Raw genomic sequence first — 15216 nt, forward strand, 5'->3', positions numbered from 1 at the left:
AAAGGGAATACATTGAATGGCACATTTCGTCAAAATATTATCGCGGATGCGCAGATGGCAATTAAAGAAATGGAATTACCAGGATCTAAGTAGCATGATTTTTATTTCCTGACGGCATCAGAAGCCGGGATAAAACGGGTTTTTAAATCCGGTTGTACCATGGCACTGTCTAAAGGAAATATAGGTCTGTCAATGCGTTTATAGCCCAATCGATTAAGGTCCTGGTCCACCCCGCCCGGGGTTAATGCCATCACCCAGTCGCCACGTATATCGTAAAGCTCAGGTACCAGGTACCCAATTTTTACCACTACGATATCGGTTTGCTTGGGATCGAGGCCGAGGTTGGTGAAATCGCTGAGGTGATGGTAGGGCTTTCGCTTCTTGGTAACGATAACGTTTATACTGCCTACTTTTACCACAACCTCTGTTTCCGCATCCCGATCTCCCTCATAAATGGCCTGTATTGTACCTTCCAATTCCACGGGTCCGGCAAATCGGTCATCAACCGCGGCCCCGGCTGTAGCCTTAATGTTACCGCCAATACCTATTTCAAGTGCTTCTTTCACAAATTCAGGACCGGGGATGGAGGCATATATTAAGGAAGGACCGTCGGCCGACTTAAATTCGGGTCGGGCCAATAATTGTTGCAGCGTCCAGGTGACGTCTCCGGCGCCACCGGCGGTCGGGTTATCTCCCATGTCACTAATGATAAAAGGTTGCTTATCGCTGGATAAGGCCATTTTTAAACTTTCTTCCAATGTTGTTGTGGGAGCTACGAACTCGAATTGCTCCCGTGCATCCCAGAAACTCCGGGCAAGATATTCCGCTCCCTCTGCTACCTCCTCTTTATCATCACCGGTAACCATAACTACAGCATGGTTCCGGGGTTCATCAGCCCATGCATAACCGATCCAGATAGCAGCATCTATAACACCTTCATTATTGGCTACCCTTGGTACTTTTGCATAAAGACTTTTACCGGGTTCAATTCTCGTGCTGGTTTTTTCGCCAGGTAGCAGTATGGGTACCGGGATCCAGGCCTTATACTCGGGCTTACCTTTACCACTTTCCAATCGTTCCAGGAGATTGGTGACCGCTCTTTTTTTGGATTCGATGGCATCTTCATGGGGTGCCATCCTGTAACAGGTTATTAAATCGGTATGCTTGGCCAATCTTTGGGATACGTTACCATGCAGGTCCATGGAGGTGGAGATAAGCACATCGGTCCCGATTACGTCCCTGATGCGTTTGATCAGGTCGCCCTCGGGATCATCTAAACCCACCACGCTCATAGCGCCATGAATGTCGAAGAATAATCCGTCATAAGGACCATTTTCTTTTAATAGTTCCAGGGTTCTGGATACCAGTGATTCGTAGGCTTCCCGGGTCACAGTACCACCCGGCAATGATTTTCCAACTAAGGTGGGTATCCACTCCGCGCGACTCCTGTATAAGGAATCCGCTTGCAAAAAAGGATACCGCTCAAAAACGGCAGCACCTTCCTTGGCGTGGAAAGCCTCCTCGTGCGTTAGGGCAGGGGAGAAAGTACTGCTTTCTATTCCCAGGCCGGCAATGGCGATCCTGGGGAGGTTTTCAGTATTTTTTTGTTTTTGGTCCTGCTGACAGGAGGTCAGTAGAACCAGGACTAGTATACAGGAAGTTATAACTGGTTTCAAGATATTGGTGGTTTAGGTTATGGCTGCACTTGGGTCTGTAAAAAGTTTTTAACCCTTTTAACGTTGAGGTTGGAATGTATAAAATTAAAGAATAGGACGATAATTGAGCGAATTAGAAAATGCTGATTTTGATGAAGATGCGAAAGAAAAGACAAAATAGTAGAAGGAAGTATTTTTTCTAAGTGAAATGGAAATAAATACCCCGCTTTGTCGCCCTCAAATTTCAATAACAAAGCTGATTATGGACTAACGGTCTACAGGAAATAAGATTAGAATAGTTTTGATAAGACATGGGAGGAATCAGATGAATGAAAAATAATATTAGAGCAATTATTCTTGCAGAAGGAGATTGAAAAAACATGCTAACAGTACCAAGAGATATGTTTATGTCTTAACCATTATTGCTGTACTCTATATTCTTCTATCAATTTTAAATGGTCTAATCTTAACTCTGGATTTAATGTGATTTTTTGATACTATCTTCGTTAGGAAGGATAAATAAAACCCCCTACAAATTACACGTAAGGGGTTATCCATCATTCCTTGGCAGTTGGGTTAAGAATTATGAGAGAAGGTCTTAAATCTAACCCGCTTCAATGTAAAAACCTTATAGTAAAGGACCTTCAATTAAAATGAAGTTGAAACCATGGCAGTACCTACAGTCGCTCTGCTCTCTAGAATACCTAATTCATCAAAAGTATAATTAGGATCTGTATAAGGAGAACCATCTTCCAGAACAAAAGAATACTGTTCGATGAGATTCCATACCTCAAAAATAACCTCTGATTTTCCTGCAATTGAAACAGTCCAGGACTGAGTAATTGTTTCTTCCTCGCTTACGGTAATCTCAGTTGAGAACGTATTAGTCAAAGTTTCTTCTATACCTCCTTTGATACTAACTCCCTCATATTCCGCCCCTACTTCTAAACTTTTCTTAGTTGTAATGGCGAACGATTCTCCTTGTTTTTTTGTATATCCTGATTTAAATGTTCGACTGAACATTCTGGTGAACTCACTTTCTTCGTCATTAACGTAATATTCAAAAGCTCCCTCTCTTTGCCAAAAAACTTCTTTCTTAAGAAAAACAGGATTAGTAAGTTTCCGCTGTTCCACAGAACAAAAAGACCAGTCGTCATAGCGGCAGGGTAATGGACTAATTCCACCATAACCGTCTCTTTCACAAGCTTCCCGTGTAAGAGTTTGGACTTGATCTCCTAGGACGTTATGACTAAATGTGAAGCTAAATTTAGGAACATTTATAATATTCCCTTCGGAAACCAGTATCGGTCTATGCGCGCTACCATTTCCATTGAGTTCATTTTTAACTAATCCTTCAAGGTATCTTCGTGTTCTATCAGTGCGATTTGGATAATAAACCCATAACCAAACGAAGGGATAAGCACAATTTACTTGAACGGCACGGTGACGAATTTCATCACTATGTACTACCCCGTTAACTACTTCAGTCACACAATATCCCTGATTAAGAATGCGCCATGCTTCTCTTCGAATATTCCACTTGCCTAGGATACCAGTGACAGGAGGGCGGAAATCAGTTGCCAATGCTTTTATTTCTACATCTCTTTCTGATTCACTTCTTTGCGTATCACCAACACTGGATGGGCGAGGAATATCCGGATAATCGCCAAATGGTATATCTGAAGGAGTCGTAGATCCAAGGTCAGTTGTATCAGAATTGGTATCTGAACTACAGGAAGCAATTAATATGTAAAATAGTAATAGAACTGTGCATGTATAAGCAATGCGGCTTGTATTTATGATTGAATCTTTCATGATTGAATATTTAAAATAATTGTTTGGTATAATTATCCTGTACCGAATATGTCCGACGATATATTCGTATTAAAATTGATTTCTGACAGCCTGTAGAGGCAGGAAATCAATTAGCTCTATAAAATGTTCTGTAATAGATGTATTTAAACCGTAAAGGGCTTAAAAGCTACGTTGCGAAGTGAAGAGGGAATTTTATTTTCCTCATATCGTATTTCATATCTGAGTTGACTATGATTAGCACAGAGCTAATAGTAGATGATAATCAATCCTGTTTACTATAAATATAGAGAAAATAATTGTATAATATTGTTATTCAGCAATTTATAACGCAGAAAGCTTAAATAGCAATTAAGTAAATGGAAATAGAAACTACGCTTTGTTGCAGCTCGAATTTACCCGCCCGCCCGCTTGAACAACGTAGTCGGGCAGGTGCCGGTCGGACGGGCCGAAGCCTTACCTACTGCAAGCGGCTAGACTTCGAACCTCAAACCTCGAACATCGAACCTCAAACCTCGAACCTCCAGGATTACCTCCGGTGATCCCTTCGTCTCCAGTCCTGCAAATGCAAACCCAGCTTTGCGCTGCAAAATTAATTCTCAGATCAAATGTTTGTTCCTGAATGCTGCTCCAGACCCGGTTTTTAGATATCGTTCAAAATTGTAAGCTGTAAGTGAGTTATTGAATTTTGAAATGTGAACGAGTTTAACCGGCAACTTATCTTTAGTAAAATGTACTTCTCCTGATTGGTGTGCTTTTAATCGCTCATTTAAATTTCTGGAACACCCGGTGTAGAATTTCCCATTATTACATTTTAATATGTAAACACAAAATGGCAGTTCTCTCATTTTTGGAAATCAAAAGAAAGATCTTCCCATGCATCTTCCATGCAGCAATCATTTTAAGCATGATTGCTCTCATGGGAAGTGGATCTGCATCCACCGAAGCCCTCGAGAAAAGAGGTTGAATTGGATCTGGAAATAGCACCCCTTCGCTTAAATAGCTATATGAATTTTGCTAGGAATAGAGTGGATCTGCATCTACCGAAGCCCTCGAGAAAAGTGGTTGATTTGATCTGGAAATAAAAAAGGACCACTTCGCTTAAATAGCTATATGAATTTTGCTTGGAATAGAGTGGATCTGCATCTACCGAAGCCCTCGAGAAAAGTGGTTGATTTGATCTAGATATAAAAAAGCACCACTTCTCTTAAATAGGCATATGAATTTTTCCTAGGAGTAGTGTGGATCTGCATCCAGCGAAGCCCTCGAGAAAAGTGGTTGATTTGATCTAGAAATAAAAAAGCACCACTTCTCTTAAATAGGCATATGAATTTTTGCTAGGAGTAGAGTGGATCTGCATCCACCGAAGCCCTTGAGAAAATGAGGTTGAATTGAACTGAAAACAAATAAGCCCCCCTTCGCTAAAATAGCTATACGAATTTTTGCTAGGAGTAGGGTGGATCTGTATCCACCGAAGCCCTTGAGAAAAGAGGTTGAATTGAACTGAAAATAAAAAGCCCCCCTTCGCTCTAACAATATCAGAGCTCCGGAGGGCGTAGGTGGAGCCGGAGGGATTCGAACCCTCGTCCAAACAAGCAATAACCATGCTTTCTACATGCTTAGGTCCTGATTGGTTTTCGATGCGCAGCTGACCAGAACCGGCCTACTACGCACTTAGCTTCTTTAGTTTTGAGGAATTGCCGAAGCTACAATCCCCCTATGTTGACTTTTATGGTGCCCCTGAATGGATCGCCGTCAACAAGGGCTATCCAGGGACATCTCGCTTCCCTGCCTTGCAGGGACGAGGCTAAATCCTACTATAATTCAGATTAAGCGGCAAGAGCGTAATTATCTTCGCCATTTAAAAAGTGTGAAATATGAGATTTACGAGCTGTATCCCAGCGCTCGGCATGCTTACATAACCATTGGTCTTGCTGTCAAAACCAGTCGGCCCCATTATATCAATGAACTTATACTTAAAGGTCTCAGATCACAACATCAGCTGTTTGTCACTTTGTCCCTTTGTACCTGTGTCACTATCCCGCTTGCGGGAACTCACAAAGATACATTATTCATAGCGCTTCTGAAAACCTTCTTGAATTCGGAAATTCGCTAAATTCCACTTACATTCGTTCAAAATTTATACCAAATTTTATTTATGCGAATCGGAATCATCCGGGAGCGCAAAAATCCGCCGGATCGCCGTGTGGTATTGTCTCCCCAAGCCTGCCAGAAAGTCCTGAAAGCCTATCCCGAGGCCGAAATCATCGTTGAGCCTTCTCCCATCCGGGTGTTTATCGACGAGGAATACCGTATCGCCGGGATTCCTGTAGAAGATCGTATGGAAGATTGCGATGTGCTACTGGGCGTAAAAGAAGTGCCGATCGCAGCGCTGATCCCGAATAAAAAATACTTTTTCTTTTCCCATACCATCAAAAAACAACCTTATAACCGCGACCTCTTGCAGGCTATCCTGAATAAGGATATCGAGATGTATGACCACGAAGTGATTACAGACGAGCGCAATACCCGCCTGGTTGCCTTTGGCCGTTATGCGGGTATCGTCGGAGCCTACAACGGCTTCAGGGCTTTTGGCCTTAAACACGATCTCTATGAGATTCCGAAAGCGGAAGCTCTGAAAGACCAGAGAGCACTGATAGAGGTTCTTAGGGATATCTCTCTCCCGAATGTAAAGATACTTCTTACAGGGAAAGGAAGGGTCGGCGGAGGCGCCATGGAAATGCTTAAGGGAATGGAAATGCGCGAAGTGAATGTAGAAGAATACCTGAACGAGACCTTTGATGAGCCGGTCTTCTGCCAGTTAGAGGTGCTGGATTATAATAAACGTAAGGATGGCAATGAATCCAGGATGTCTGATTTTATAGATCATCCCGAGGATTTCGAATCTGATTTTATGCGTTTCGCCAGGGTGTCAGATCTCTTTATCGCCGGTCATTTCTACGCAGAAGAAGCCCCATACCTCTTTACCCGAACTGATGCAAAAAGACGCGACTTCCGCATCAGCGTGGTGGCTGATATCTCTTGTGATATCGATGGACCCGTAGCTTCTACAATCCGACCTTCAACCATTGCTGAACCAATATATGGTTACGACCCAAAACTGGAGTCAGAAATCGATTTCCGTAAACCGGGAGCTATCGCCGTAATGGCCGTGGACAACCTGCCTGCGGAACTTCCAAGGGACGCGAGTGAAGGTTTTGGAGCGGCATTCGTAGAACACGTGATTCCCTCTTTCTTCAACGGGGATGCCCGTGGAATCCTGGAACGTGCACGTATGACCCAAAACGGGGAGTTGACAGAGCGTTATGATTACCTGCAGGATTATGTGGATGGACTGGAGTAGCTATAGGGTTACAAGGTTACAGGGTTACAGGGTTACAAGGGTACGGTGCTTTTTATATCAGATTCGGGTCATGAGCACTTTTTTGAGTCTGTAGAACATCTTATTTAAAGCCCTGATTTTAAGAAATAGTTCTTGATTGACACTCAATAACGACAGTTTATCGCAAATAATGAGTTGAGTTTCCAATTCAGATAATGAACCCGTGGCTATATCGAGAAATCTTAAATATTCTTTCGTGGAACTTCTGCCGGCTCCCTCTGCTATATTAGCAGGTATTGACACTACGGCTTTACGCATTTGGGTGGATAAACCAAATTTTTCCGATGCAGGCAACAGTGATGTAAGTTGATATATGTCTATCACCAAAGCGATGCTTTTTTTCGAGATATTCAATTCCTTGTGAATCATTCAAGCTATTAGTAAGTTCTTCAAGGTATTATTCAACACTGCACAAAAAAAGCACGTTTATATCAATTACCCACATTTAGTATGGAAGATAAACTCGTAACCCTGTAACCTTGTAACCCTGTAACCCTGTAACCCGTAAATCCCGCTTCCGTCCTAATTTTTATTATAGTGTCCGAATCATAATTCAACATTATATCCTGAAATATAGTATCTTACTATTCTGATTACATGAGAGCTCAATGAAATTTCAATGGATATCCGGTAAAAGAATCGATGAGGAGCTGCGGAAGTTCTGTATAGAACTGGAATACCAATTGCGCCCTAAGATCACTCGTTTCCTGATTTCCCACCCTGAATTTGACGGGCCCGATTTTTCAGGTTTCTACTTCGAGATCGACATGAAATTGGAACAGGTCAATATGAGTCATTCAAGACCGGAAATTTTGAGCCCTAAACTGAAAAGGGATTTTGACCGGGATATTAACCTGGGTTTTGCTCGTACCCTCTTCACTAAAAAGCCCCTTACTCCAAGGATACAGGATTAAGATAAATATCCGGACCCCTATATATAACTTCAGCGATGACCTTGAGCGCCAATCGGGATTTAAGTTTATTATCGCTACTCTTTCAACATTCATTAAATGTATTACATAAAAAAACCCTCCGGTTAAGGAGGGTATGAGGGTATTATAAGAATATTTATAAACTATCGCCCGGCAAACGATCCCTGGGTGGAGTTGGGGGCAAGCGGTCTTCATTCTTTTCTTCGGATTCCTTAGGCTCTTTGAACTTCTGTATAATCTCCCGGTAATGTTCCCCGGCCGCTTCACGTCCTCCAAGACCATAGCTCAGGGCTATAGCCACCGCTATGGCTCCAAGCGTTAATCCGAAAGCTAATTCTACGATTTCATTTGCAATGCCCATAGTCCTTAATGCAATGGCAATGAACAAGGCCAGCGAAGCCCAACGTACTAGACTTGCTATAAAACGGTTATTATTTCCTTTCCTCAGGGTATCGTAAATGATCACGGAAATATAGTTTCCTATGGCCAGGATGACCAATCCGAAGAGGATTTGCCCGGTGACCTCCAGGATCTGGTTCAGCGTTTCTGTCAACCGGTCTAATCCGAGAATTTCCACCGCTGTGATTACACCAAAGAAGACCAGGAAAAAATAGATCAGGTTAGCCACTAATTTAGCGAATGATTGCCCTGCACCTATCATATTCTGTAAGCGAAGCGATTGTGCCAGCCTGTCCATTCCCATACTGTTGAACAGGTCTTCTAAGAAACGTGCCAGGTATTTTCCTCCCCATACGAAAACAAGCAGTATGGCCGCGGCAATGATGATTTGTCCGATCATTTCGGTAAATCCGGCCAGGATACTGTTAGCGGGTCCGGAAATAGCCTCCATTTCCAGGGCGTTAAAGGCCTGGATAAGGAAGGGGATGAATATAATAATGAAAACGATTTTCTTAAGGATAGATACCAGTTTATCAGTATCCTTAAATCCTGTCTTATCAACGAGTCGGTCTAAGAAATTCCCACCAATAGTAACGAGATTCGACACAAATTTTGCGAGCAGGTAGCCTACAAAACCTATCAGTACGGCACCCACCAGGTTTGGGATAAACATCAGGAATTCCCCTAACATATTCTCAAGTGGAGTAAGTACCTCGTCCACTCCCAGAATTTCAAGGACGATCAGGATCACCATGATCATGATGATATAGTAGAATATGTTCCCGATAAATTTATTGGAATCATCTACATTACTGCCCCGGAGTAATTTTTCATCCCAGGAAGTGCGTCGAAGTAGCTTTACTACGAGCATCTTGATACCCCTGGCAATGAGCCAGCCAATTAATAATACGACAAGTGCGCCAAGAAGGCCGGGTAAGAAATCTACCACCCTGTCGGCAAAATTTTCTAGTTGATTTTTCATTAGATATATGTTAAATTTTAGGATTGTCCTCTTAATTTATTAAATCTAATGGCCTTCTTAAAATGTGAATGGTTATAGGGTTAATACTAGTGCAGATTGCATTAATATTTAGTGTAACGCGTTAATATACTGTGTATTAGGATCAATTTCCTTCTGCTTCAATTCCGTGAATCCATAATAATTAAACCAATGAATTTACAGTAGCCCGAAGTTTAACCAGGTTGGTCAGAAGCTGCTCCATCCGGTCTAATGCCAGCATATTTGCGCCATCACTTTTGGCATTGGCAGGATCAAAGTGGGTTTCGATAAAAATACCGTCCACACCGGCTGCGATTCCCGCTCTGGCCATGGTATTGATCAATTCCGGGCGACCACCCGTAACCCCGGAGGCCTGGTTGGGCTGCTGTAAACTGTGGGTGACATCTAGTACAACAGGGGCATATTGTTTCATGGTGGGAATTCCCCTGAAATCGACGATCATATCCTGGTAGCCGAACATAGTGCCGCGATCCGTTACCCAGACCTGCTTATTGCCTGATTCCTGTATCTTGTTCACCGCGTGTTTCATACTCTCGGGGCTCATGAACTGACCCTTCTTCAAGTTCACCGCTTTTCCCGTTTCAGCCGCCGCCGTCAACAGGTCGGTCTGCCGTACCAGGAAGGCCGGGATCTGCAGTACATCCACATATTCAGCCGCCATTGCCGCATCTGCCGGTTCATGGATGTCAGTAACGGTCGGTACTTTAAAGGTTTCAGATACTTTTCTCAGGATTTTTAACGCTTTTTCATCTCCTATCCCTGTAAAAGAATCTGCCCGACTCCGGTTGGCCTTTTTGAAACTGCCTTTAAAGACATAAGGAATTTTGAGTTGATCAGTCAGACCAACCACTTTTTCAGCGATCCTCAAGGCCATGTCCTCGCCTTCAATCGCGCAAGGACCGGACAGTAAAAAGAAGTTATTGCTGTCGGTATGTTTTATCTGGGGAATGAGTGAAATATCCATGTTGTGATTTTAAGCAAAGATAGGAATTTGAGTTGTAGAGGTTATCAAAGTATATGAGGACAATACCATATAATTTAAATAAGTCAAAATAAGTTTAATTGGTAATTAAAATGAGGCCATTACATGGTCGTATAACCTATTATAAATATTATGGTAATACTATCAAATGGCACGCGATGATAAGGGTGAGAAGTAGATAAAAGTGCTGATATTCAAGGGTTATTTTTCGTAATTTTAAGTAAAGCCATAGCCATGAAATTCAAAGAGATTCTTATTCCTGAACTGGAGCAAGAGGTTGCCCTGACCGAGAAATTCCTAAAACGTATTCCCGCAGATAAATTGGACTGGAAGCCCCATACTAAATCCATGACCTTCCGGCAACTGGGAAGCCACCTGGCAGAAATACCCAGTTGGATCTCCGGTACCATGGAAACCGACGAGATATCAATGGATGATTACAAGGCGCCCCTTGACGATTCCGTTGAAGAGATGGTCGGCAAACTCCGGGAGAATGAAAGGAACGCCAGGGCCTCCCTCCAGAAAGAAGATTCCGAATTTACCGATAAGGAATGGCGGATGATTATGGGCGGCAAACCCATCTGGGTAGATAAGAAATACAAAGTATTGCGGTCCGTGATGAACCAACTGCCCCATCACAGGGCTCAACTGGGCGTTTACCTCAGGCTTCTGGATGAATCCGTTCCTGCTACTTACGGGCCTTCTGCAGATGAACATTCATAGGTGTTGACACTCAATTAGTTAAGTCTTTGACAAATTTCCGGGTGGATGCTTGTACTGAATTGTTTTTGACTATCTTTGCGCGCTTAAATTAAGGCTATGTCCAAAACAAAAAACATTGCAATTATTGCCCACGTTGACCACGGGAAGACTACCCTGGTCGATAAGATCTTACACTATTGCCGCTTATTTCGTGATAACGAAAAGACCGGTGAGCTCATCCTTGATAATAATGACCTGGAGCGGGAGCGGGGTATTACCATCGTTTCTAAAAACGTCTCTGTAGTTTACAAGGATACTAAGATCAATATTATCGATACCCCCGGTCACGCCGATTTTGGTGGTGAGGTAGAACGCGTACTGAACATGGCTGATGGTGTTCTTTTGTTGGTGGATGCCTTTGAAGGTCCTATGCCACAGACTCGCTTTGTACTGCAGAAGGCTATAGACCTGGGTCTTAAGCCATGTGTGGTAGTGAATAAGGTGGATAAAGAGAACTGTACACCTGAAGAGGTGCACGAAAAAGTATTCGACCTGATGTTCGAGTTGGGTGCCGAAGAGTGGCAGCTGGATTTCCCTGTTGTGTATGGTTCTGCCAAAAACAACTGGATGAGCGAAGACTGGAAGAATCAAACTGATTCTATTGAGCCGCTCCTGGAAATGGTGGTAAATCACATCCCGGAATTCAAAACAACCGAAGGGAACACCCAATTGCTGATCACTTCCCTGGATTACTCTTCGTTTACAGGCCGTATCGCTATTGGTCGTTTGCAACGTGGTGTCCTTAAAGAAGGTCAGCAGGTTTCATTGGTGAAGAGAGATGGCAAGATTGTAAAATCGCGCATCAAAGAACTTTTCACATTTGAAGGCCTTGGCCGTATCAAAGTAGATGAAGTACAAGCGGGAGATATATGTGCTATTACCGGTTTAGAAGGTTTTGATATCGGGGATACCGTAGCAGACCTGGAGAACCCGGAAGCTCTTAAAACTATTGCTATTGATGAGCCTACCATGAGTATGCTCTTTACGATAAACGACAGTCCCTTCTTTGGGAAAGATGGTAAGTTTGTGACTTCCCGTCACATTAAGGAACGCCTGGAAAGAGAGCTGGAAAAGAACCTGGCTTTAAGGGTTAATGAAACGGACAGTGCTGATAAATTCATGGTGTTCGGACGTGGAGTATTGCACCTTTCTGTTCTGATCGAAACCATGAGGAGAGAAGGCTACGAATTACAGATCGGGCAACCACAGGTTATCATCAAGAAGATTGATGGAGTGGCTTGTGAGCCGATAGAGCACCTGACGATAGACCTTCCGGAAGAAGTATCGGGTAGGGCAGTAGAAATGGTATCGGTTCGTAAAGGAGAAATGACTAAAATGGAAGCTCGTGGAGAGCGTATGGTCATCGAGTTCCAGATTCCTTCCCGGGGTATTATCGGGTTGCGAAACCAACTGCTGACCGCAACTGCGGGTGAAGCCATCATGGCACACAGGTTCCTGGAGTACCAACCGATGAAAGGCGATATTCCCCAGAGGCAGAACGGATCATTGATCTCTATGGAGAACGGGAAGGCAATTCCTTACTCTATCGATAAGTTACAGGAACGCGGACGTTTCTTTGTTGATCCGGGAGAAGAGATCTACGAAGGCCAGGTAATTGGTGAAAACTCGCGTGGTGATGATATGACGGTCAACGTGACCAAGACTAAAAAGCTATCTAACGTTCGTTCTTCTGGTGCGGATGATAAAGCAAAAATAGTTCCTGCGGTGAAATTCTCATTGGAGGAAGCCCTGGAATACATCCAGAAGGATGAATACGTAGAGGTAACGCCTAAGCACTTACGTCTCCGTAAAATTCACCTGAAAGAAGTAGACAGGAAGAGGAATAAAGCAGTCTGACTTTGAGTTAGACAGGAGTCCGGATACATTCTTTTTTAAACCGGAGTCCCGCTGTAGCAGCGCCGATGATACCCGCATGGTTTTGTAACCTGGCTGGTACCACCGGCGTTTCTATTTTAATCTGTTTCTTGTATTCATCAAAGTCCTTAGACGCTCCACCGCCCAGGAAAATTAGATCCGGGGCTACAACGAGCTCAACCAGTTCCAGGAATCGGTTAAATCGTTTTCCCCATTTCTTATAGCTCAGGTCTTCCCGGTCTTTTGCAGATCCGGCAGCCCAGGTTTCTATTTTATCAAATTTCTTGTAAGGGATTTGTCCCAGTTCAAAATTCGGTATCAGTTTTCCATTAAAGAAGGCGCCGCTTCCTAAACCGGTACCGATGGTAATGATGACAACAAAGCCGTCTTCTCCCTGCCCGCTGCCATAATTCATGACCGCATAACCGGCCGCATCAGCATCATTGATCACCGTAAATTCGTTCCCGGTAACCCTTTCAAAAAGTGCCTCTACATTTACACCGTCCCAGGAGGGATGAAGGTTTCCGTGAGACTTACAGACGCCGTTCTTGATCACCGTGGGAAAGCCACAGCCTACAGGGCCTTTATAATCAAAATGATTGACAATTTGGGCCACCACTTCGGCCATGGCCTCGGGTTTTCTCGATTTTGGAGTTGGAATCCGGTGACGCTCGGTCAGCATTTCCCCTGTTTTCATATCGATCAGGGCTCCTTTAATTCCCGAACCTCCAATATCAATCCCTAGGACTTCCATAATTGTCTTCTTTTTTGAACAATAAACGTAAAAATAATCAAATTCTTGAACGTTCTGAGCAGGGATATTAGGTCAATAGTCCCTGTGATACCAGGAAATGACCAATTACCTGGCCCGACACTGAAAGTTTTTCCAATTCTTCTTTTCCCAGCCAAATTACTGATTGTACGGAGGGATGTGGCTGAATTTCTCCTTTATAATCGGCAGTGTAACAGGTTTGTCTTAACGTAGTTCCGGAACCCATCTCGTATAGAGCATCTTCAAAAGTATGGAAGTATGTCAGGGAATTCATAATGGGCTCAACTCCAAGTTCCAGTTCCAGGAGGTTCTTCAGGTTGGCAGCATCAGAACTGCTTGGAATTCGCCGACCCCCCGGTAAGTCGAGCTCCTCGTGGTCCTTAAACCTCAGGGTGAGCAATTTACCCTGCCTGATATGGATCCAGACCAAGCGGTCAACCGTTCCCGGGCTGGGCTCTATATAATAATCGATGGAATTCAGGCTGTGATTGGGGTCAATCAGGTCGAGCAAGCGGTCTATAGCGCGTCCAAATACAGTTAAGCGGCTTAATTCCTTATTTCGACCCAGGGCACTGGATATGGTTTCATCCCGGTTTCCAAAAGGATAACCTCCCCTTCTGATCCAAAGCACATTCAGCAGGTGCTGCATAAGTACATTGCCCAGCTGATCAATGGAGATGGCTACTTGCAGGAGATATTCTCCCAATCCTTTGATCCCTTTGTAGAACAGGCTGTGGAAAATGCCGAAGAGGAATCCGAAAGGACCGGTGATTACCATGAGGATGACCGATATACTGAATAACAGCAGCCCGATCAGGGGATGCACTTTCCGATCCGGGCGATGGATCAATTTTTTTAGGATCATATGAGCTTAGTCCGGGTTAGCCCGGTAAATGTAAGAAAACACATCAATATTGCTCAGACAGCTTTCTGCACCACTTCAAACACCTTGTTCCCATCGCACTTCAGTGTTTTCGAGGGGTATTTCAATAGCAGTGCATAATCATGGGTAGCCATCAATATTGTGCGTCCGGATTTATTGATATCCTGTAGTACTTTCATCACTTCCACACTGGTTTGCGGATCCAGGTTTCCGGTTGGCTCATCAGCCAATATCAGTTCAGGATCGTTCAACAACGCCCTGGCAATCGCAATCCGTTGTTGCTCTCCTCCCGAAAGCTCGTGTGGAAATTTAAAACCCTTGGTTTTCATGCCCACTTTCTCCAGGACTTCCAGGATCTTATTATCTATTTTAGTCTGGTCTTTCCAGCCGGTGGCTTTCAGTACAAATTCCATGTTCTTATTCACATTCCTGTCTGGGAGCAATTTAAAATCCTGGAATACGATTCCGAGTTTGCGCCTTAGGTATGGGATATCTTTCTCGCGGAGTGATTTCAAGTTGAATCCCACGATTTCTCCTTTGCCTTCTTTCAGGGGAAGATCGGCGTACAGGGTTTTCATAAAACTACTTTTTCCGCTTCCCGTCTTCCCGATCAGGTACACGAATTCTCCTTTGCGGATGTCCAGGGTAATGTCATTCAATACCATGTTTTCTTGTTGAAACACGGCTACATCTTCCAAACTCAGTACGCGCTCGTTCATA

Annotated in this window: 13 protein-coding genes and 1 other RNA gene; 4 read left to right on the top strand and 10 right to left on the bottom strand. The window is 43.7% G+C overall.

Features of this window, described 5'->3' with window-relative positions; translation table 11 throughout:
• Positions 1-101 precede the first annotated feature (101 nt).
• From PP178_RS12485 to ssrA, 4 genes are all read right to left on the bottom strand, one after another.
• Complete coding sequence (locus tag PP178_RS12485; RefSeq protein ID WP_272594690.1) at positions 102-1676, bottom strand: M81 family metallopeptidase; 1575 nt, start codon at positions 1674-1676, stop codon at positions 102-104.
• Between the two features lie 627 nt (positions 1677-2303).
• Positions 2304-3470, bottom strand: a complete 1167-nt coding sequence (locus tag PP178_RS12490; RefSeq protein ID WP_272594691.1) for a hypothetical protein — start codon at positions 3468-3470, stop codon at positions 2304-2306.
• 596 nt (positions 3471-4066) lie between these two features.
• Positions 4067-4315, bottom strand: a complete 249-nt coding sequence (locus PP178_RS12495; protein WP_272594692.1) for a GIY-YIG nuclease family protein — start codon at positions 4313-4315, stop codon at positions 4067-4069.
• A 709-nt stretch (positions 4316-5024) separates the two neighbouring features.
• Positions 5025-5422, bottom strand: a transfer-messenger RNA (tmRNA) gene (ssrA, locus tag PP178_RS12500).
• Positions 5423-5625: 203 nt separating this feature from the next.
• On the opposite strand from ssrA, the gene PP178_RS12505 reads away from it, so the two are divergent.
• Entirely contained in the window at positions 5626-6831 is a 1206-nt protein-coding gene (locus tag PP178_RS12505; protein ID WP_272594693.1) for an NAD(P)-dependent oxidoreductase, read from the top strand.
• A 57-nt stretch (positions 6832-6888) separates the two neighbouring features.
• On the opposite strand, the gene PP178_RS12510 is transcribed toward PP178_RS12505, so the two are convergent.
• Positions 6889-7239, bottom strand: coding sequence for a four helix bundle protein (locus tag PP178_RS12510; RefSeq protein WP_272594694.1), 351 nt, complete (start codon positions 7237-7239; stop codon positions 6889-6891).
• Between the two features lie 239 nt (positions 7240-7478).
• Between PP178_RS12510 and PP178_RS12515 the strand changes: the two genes are divergently transcribed.
• On the top strand, positions 7479-7784 hold the full coding sequence (locus PP178_RS12515; RefSeq protein WP_272594695.1) for a hypothetical protein: 306 nt from the start codon (positions 7479-7481) through the stop codon (positions 7782-7784).
• A 154-nt stretch (positions 7785-7938) separates the two neighbouring features.
• On the opposite strand, the gene PP178_RS12520 is transcribed toward PP178_RS12515, so the two are convergent.
• Together PP178_RS12520 and kdsA are read right to left on the bottom strand one after the other, a co-directional pair.
• Positions 7939-9183, bottom strand: a complete 1245-nt coding sequence (locus tag PP178_RS12520; RefSeq protein WP_272594696.1) for a mechanosensitive ion channel — start codon at positions 9181-9183, stop codon at positions 7939-7941.
• A 181-nt stretch (positions 9184-9364) separates the two neighbouring features.
• The gene (kdsA, locus tag PP178_RS12525) at positions 9365-10186 is read right to left on the bottom strand and encodes a 3-deoxy-8-phosphooctulonate synthase (protein WP_272594697.1); all 822 of its coding nucleotides are present in this window, start codon (positions 10184-10186) and stop codon (positions 9365-9367) included.
• A 252-nt stretch (positions 10187-10438) separates the two neighbouring features.
• On the opposite strand from kdsA, the gene PP178_RS12530 reads away from it, so the two are divergent.
• A complete protein-coding gene (locus PP178_RS12530; protein ID WP_272594698.1) occupies positions 10439-10927 on the top strand; it encodes a DinB family protein in 489 nt (162 codons plus the stop codon).
• Between the two features lie 96 nt (positions 10928-11023).
• Entirely contained in the window at positions 11024-12823 is a 1800-nt protein-coding gene (typA, locus tag PP178_RS12535; RefSeq protein WP_272594699.1) for a translational GTPase TypA, read from the top strand.
• A gap of 7 nt (positions 12824-12830) precedes the next feature.
• Here typA and ppgK read toward each other — a convergent pair whose 3' ends face one another.
• From ppgK to PP178_RS12550, 3 genes are all read right to left on the bottom strand, one after another.
• Complete coding sequence (gene ppgK, locus PP178_RS12540; protein WP_272594700.1) at positions 12831-13595, bottom strand: polyphosphate--glucose phosphotransferase; 765 nt, start codon at positions 13593-13595, stop codon at positions 12831-12833.
• Positions 13596-13662: 67 nt separating this feature from the next.
• Complete coding sequence (locus tag PP178_RS12545) at positions 13663-14478, bottom strand: NUDIX hydrolase (protein ID WP_272594701.1); 816 nt, start codon at positions 14476-14478, stop codon at positions 13663-13665.
• Between the two features lie 53 nt (positions 14479-14531).
• Complete coding sequence (locus PP178_RS12550; RefSeq protein WP_272594702.1) at positions 14532-15215, bottom strand: cell division ATP-binding protein FtsE; 684 nt, start codon at positions 15213-15215, stop codon at positions 14532-14534.
• Position 15216 lies beyond the last annotated feature (1 nt).

This window comes from Zeaxanthinibacter sp. PT1, assembly GCF_028464225.1.
Lineage (GTDB): Bacteria > Bacteroidota > Bacteroidia > Flavobacteriales > Flavobacteriaceae > Zeaxanthinibacter.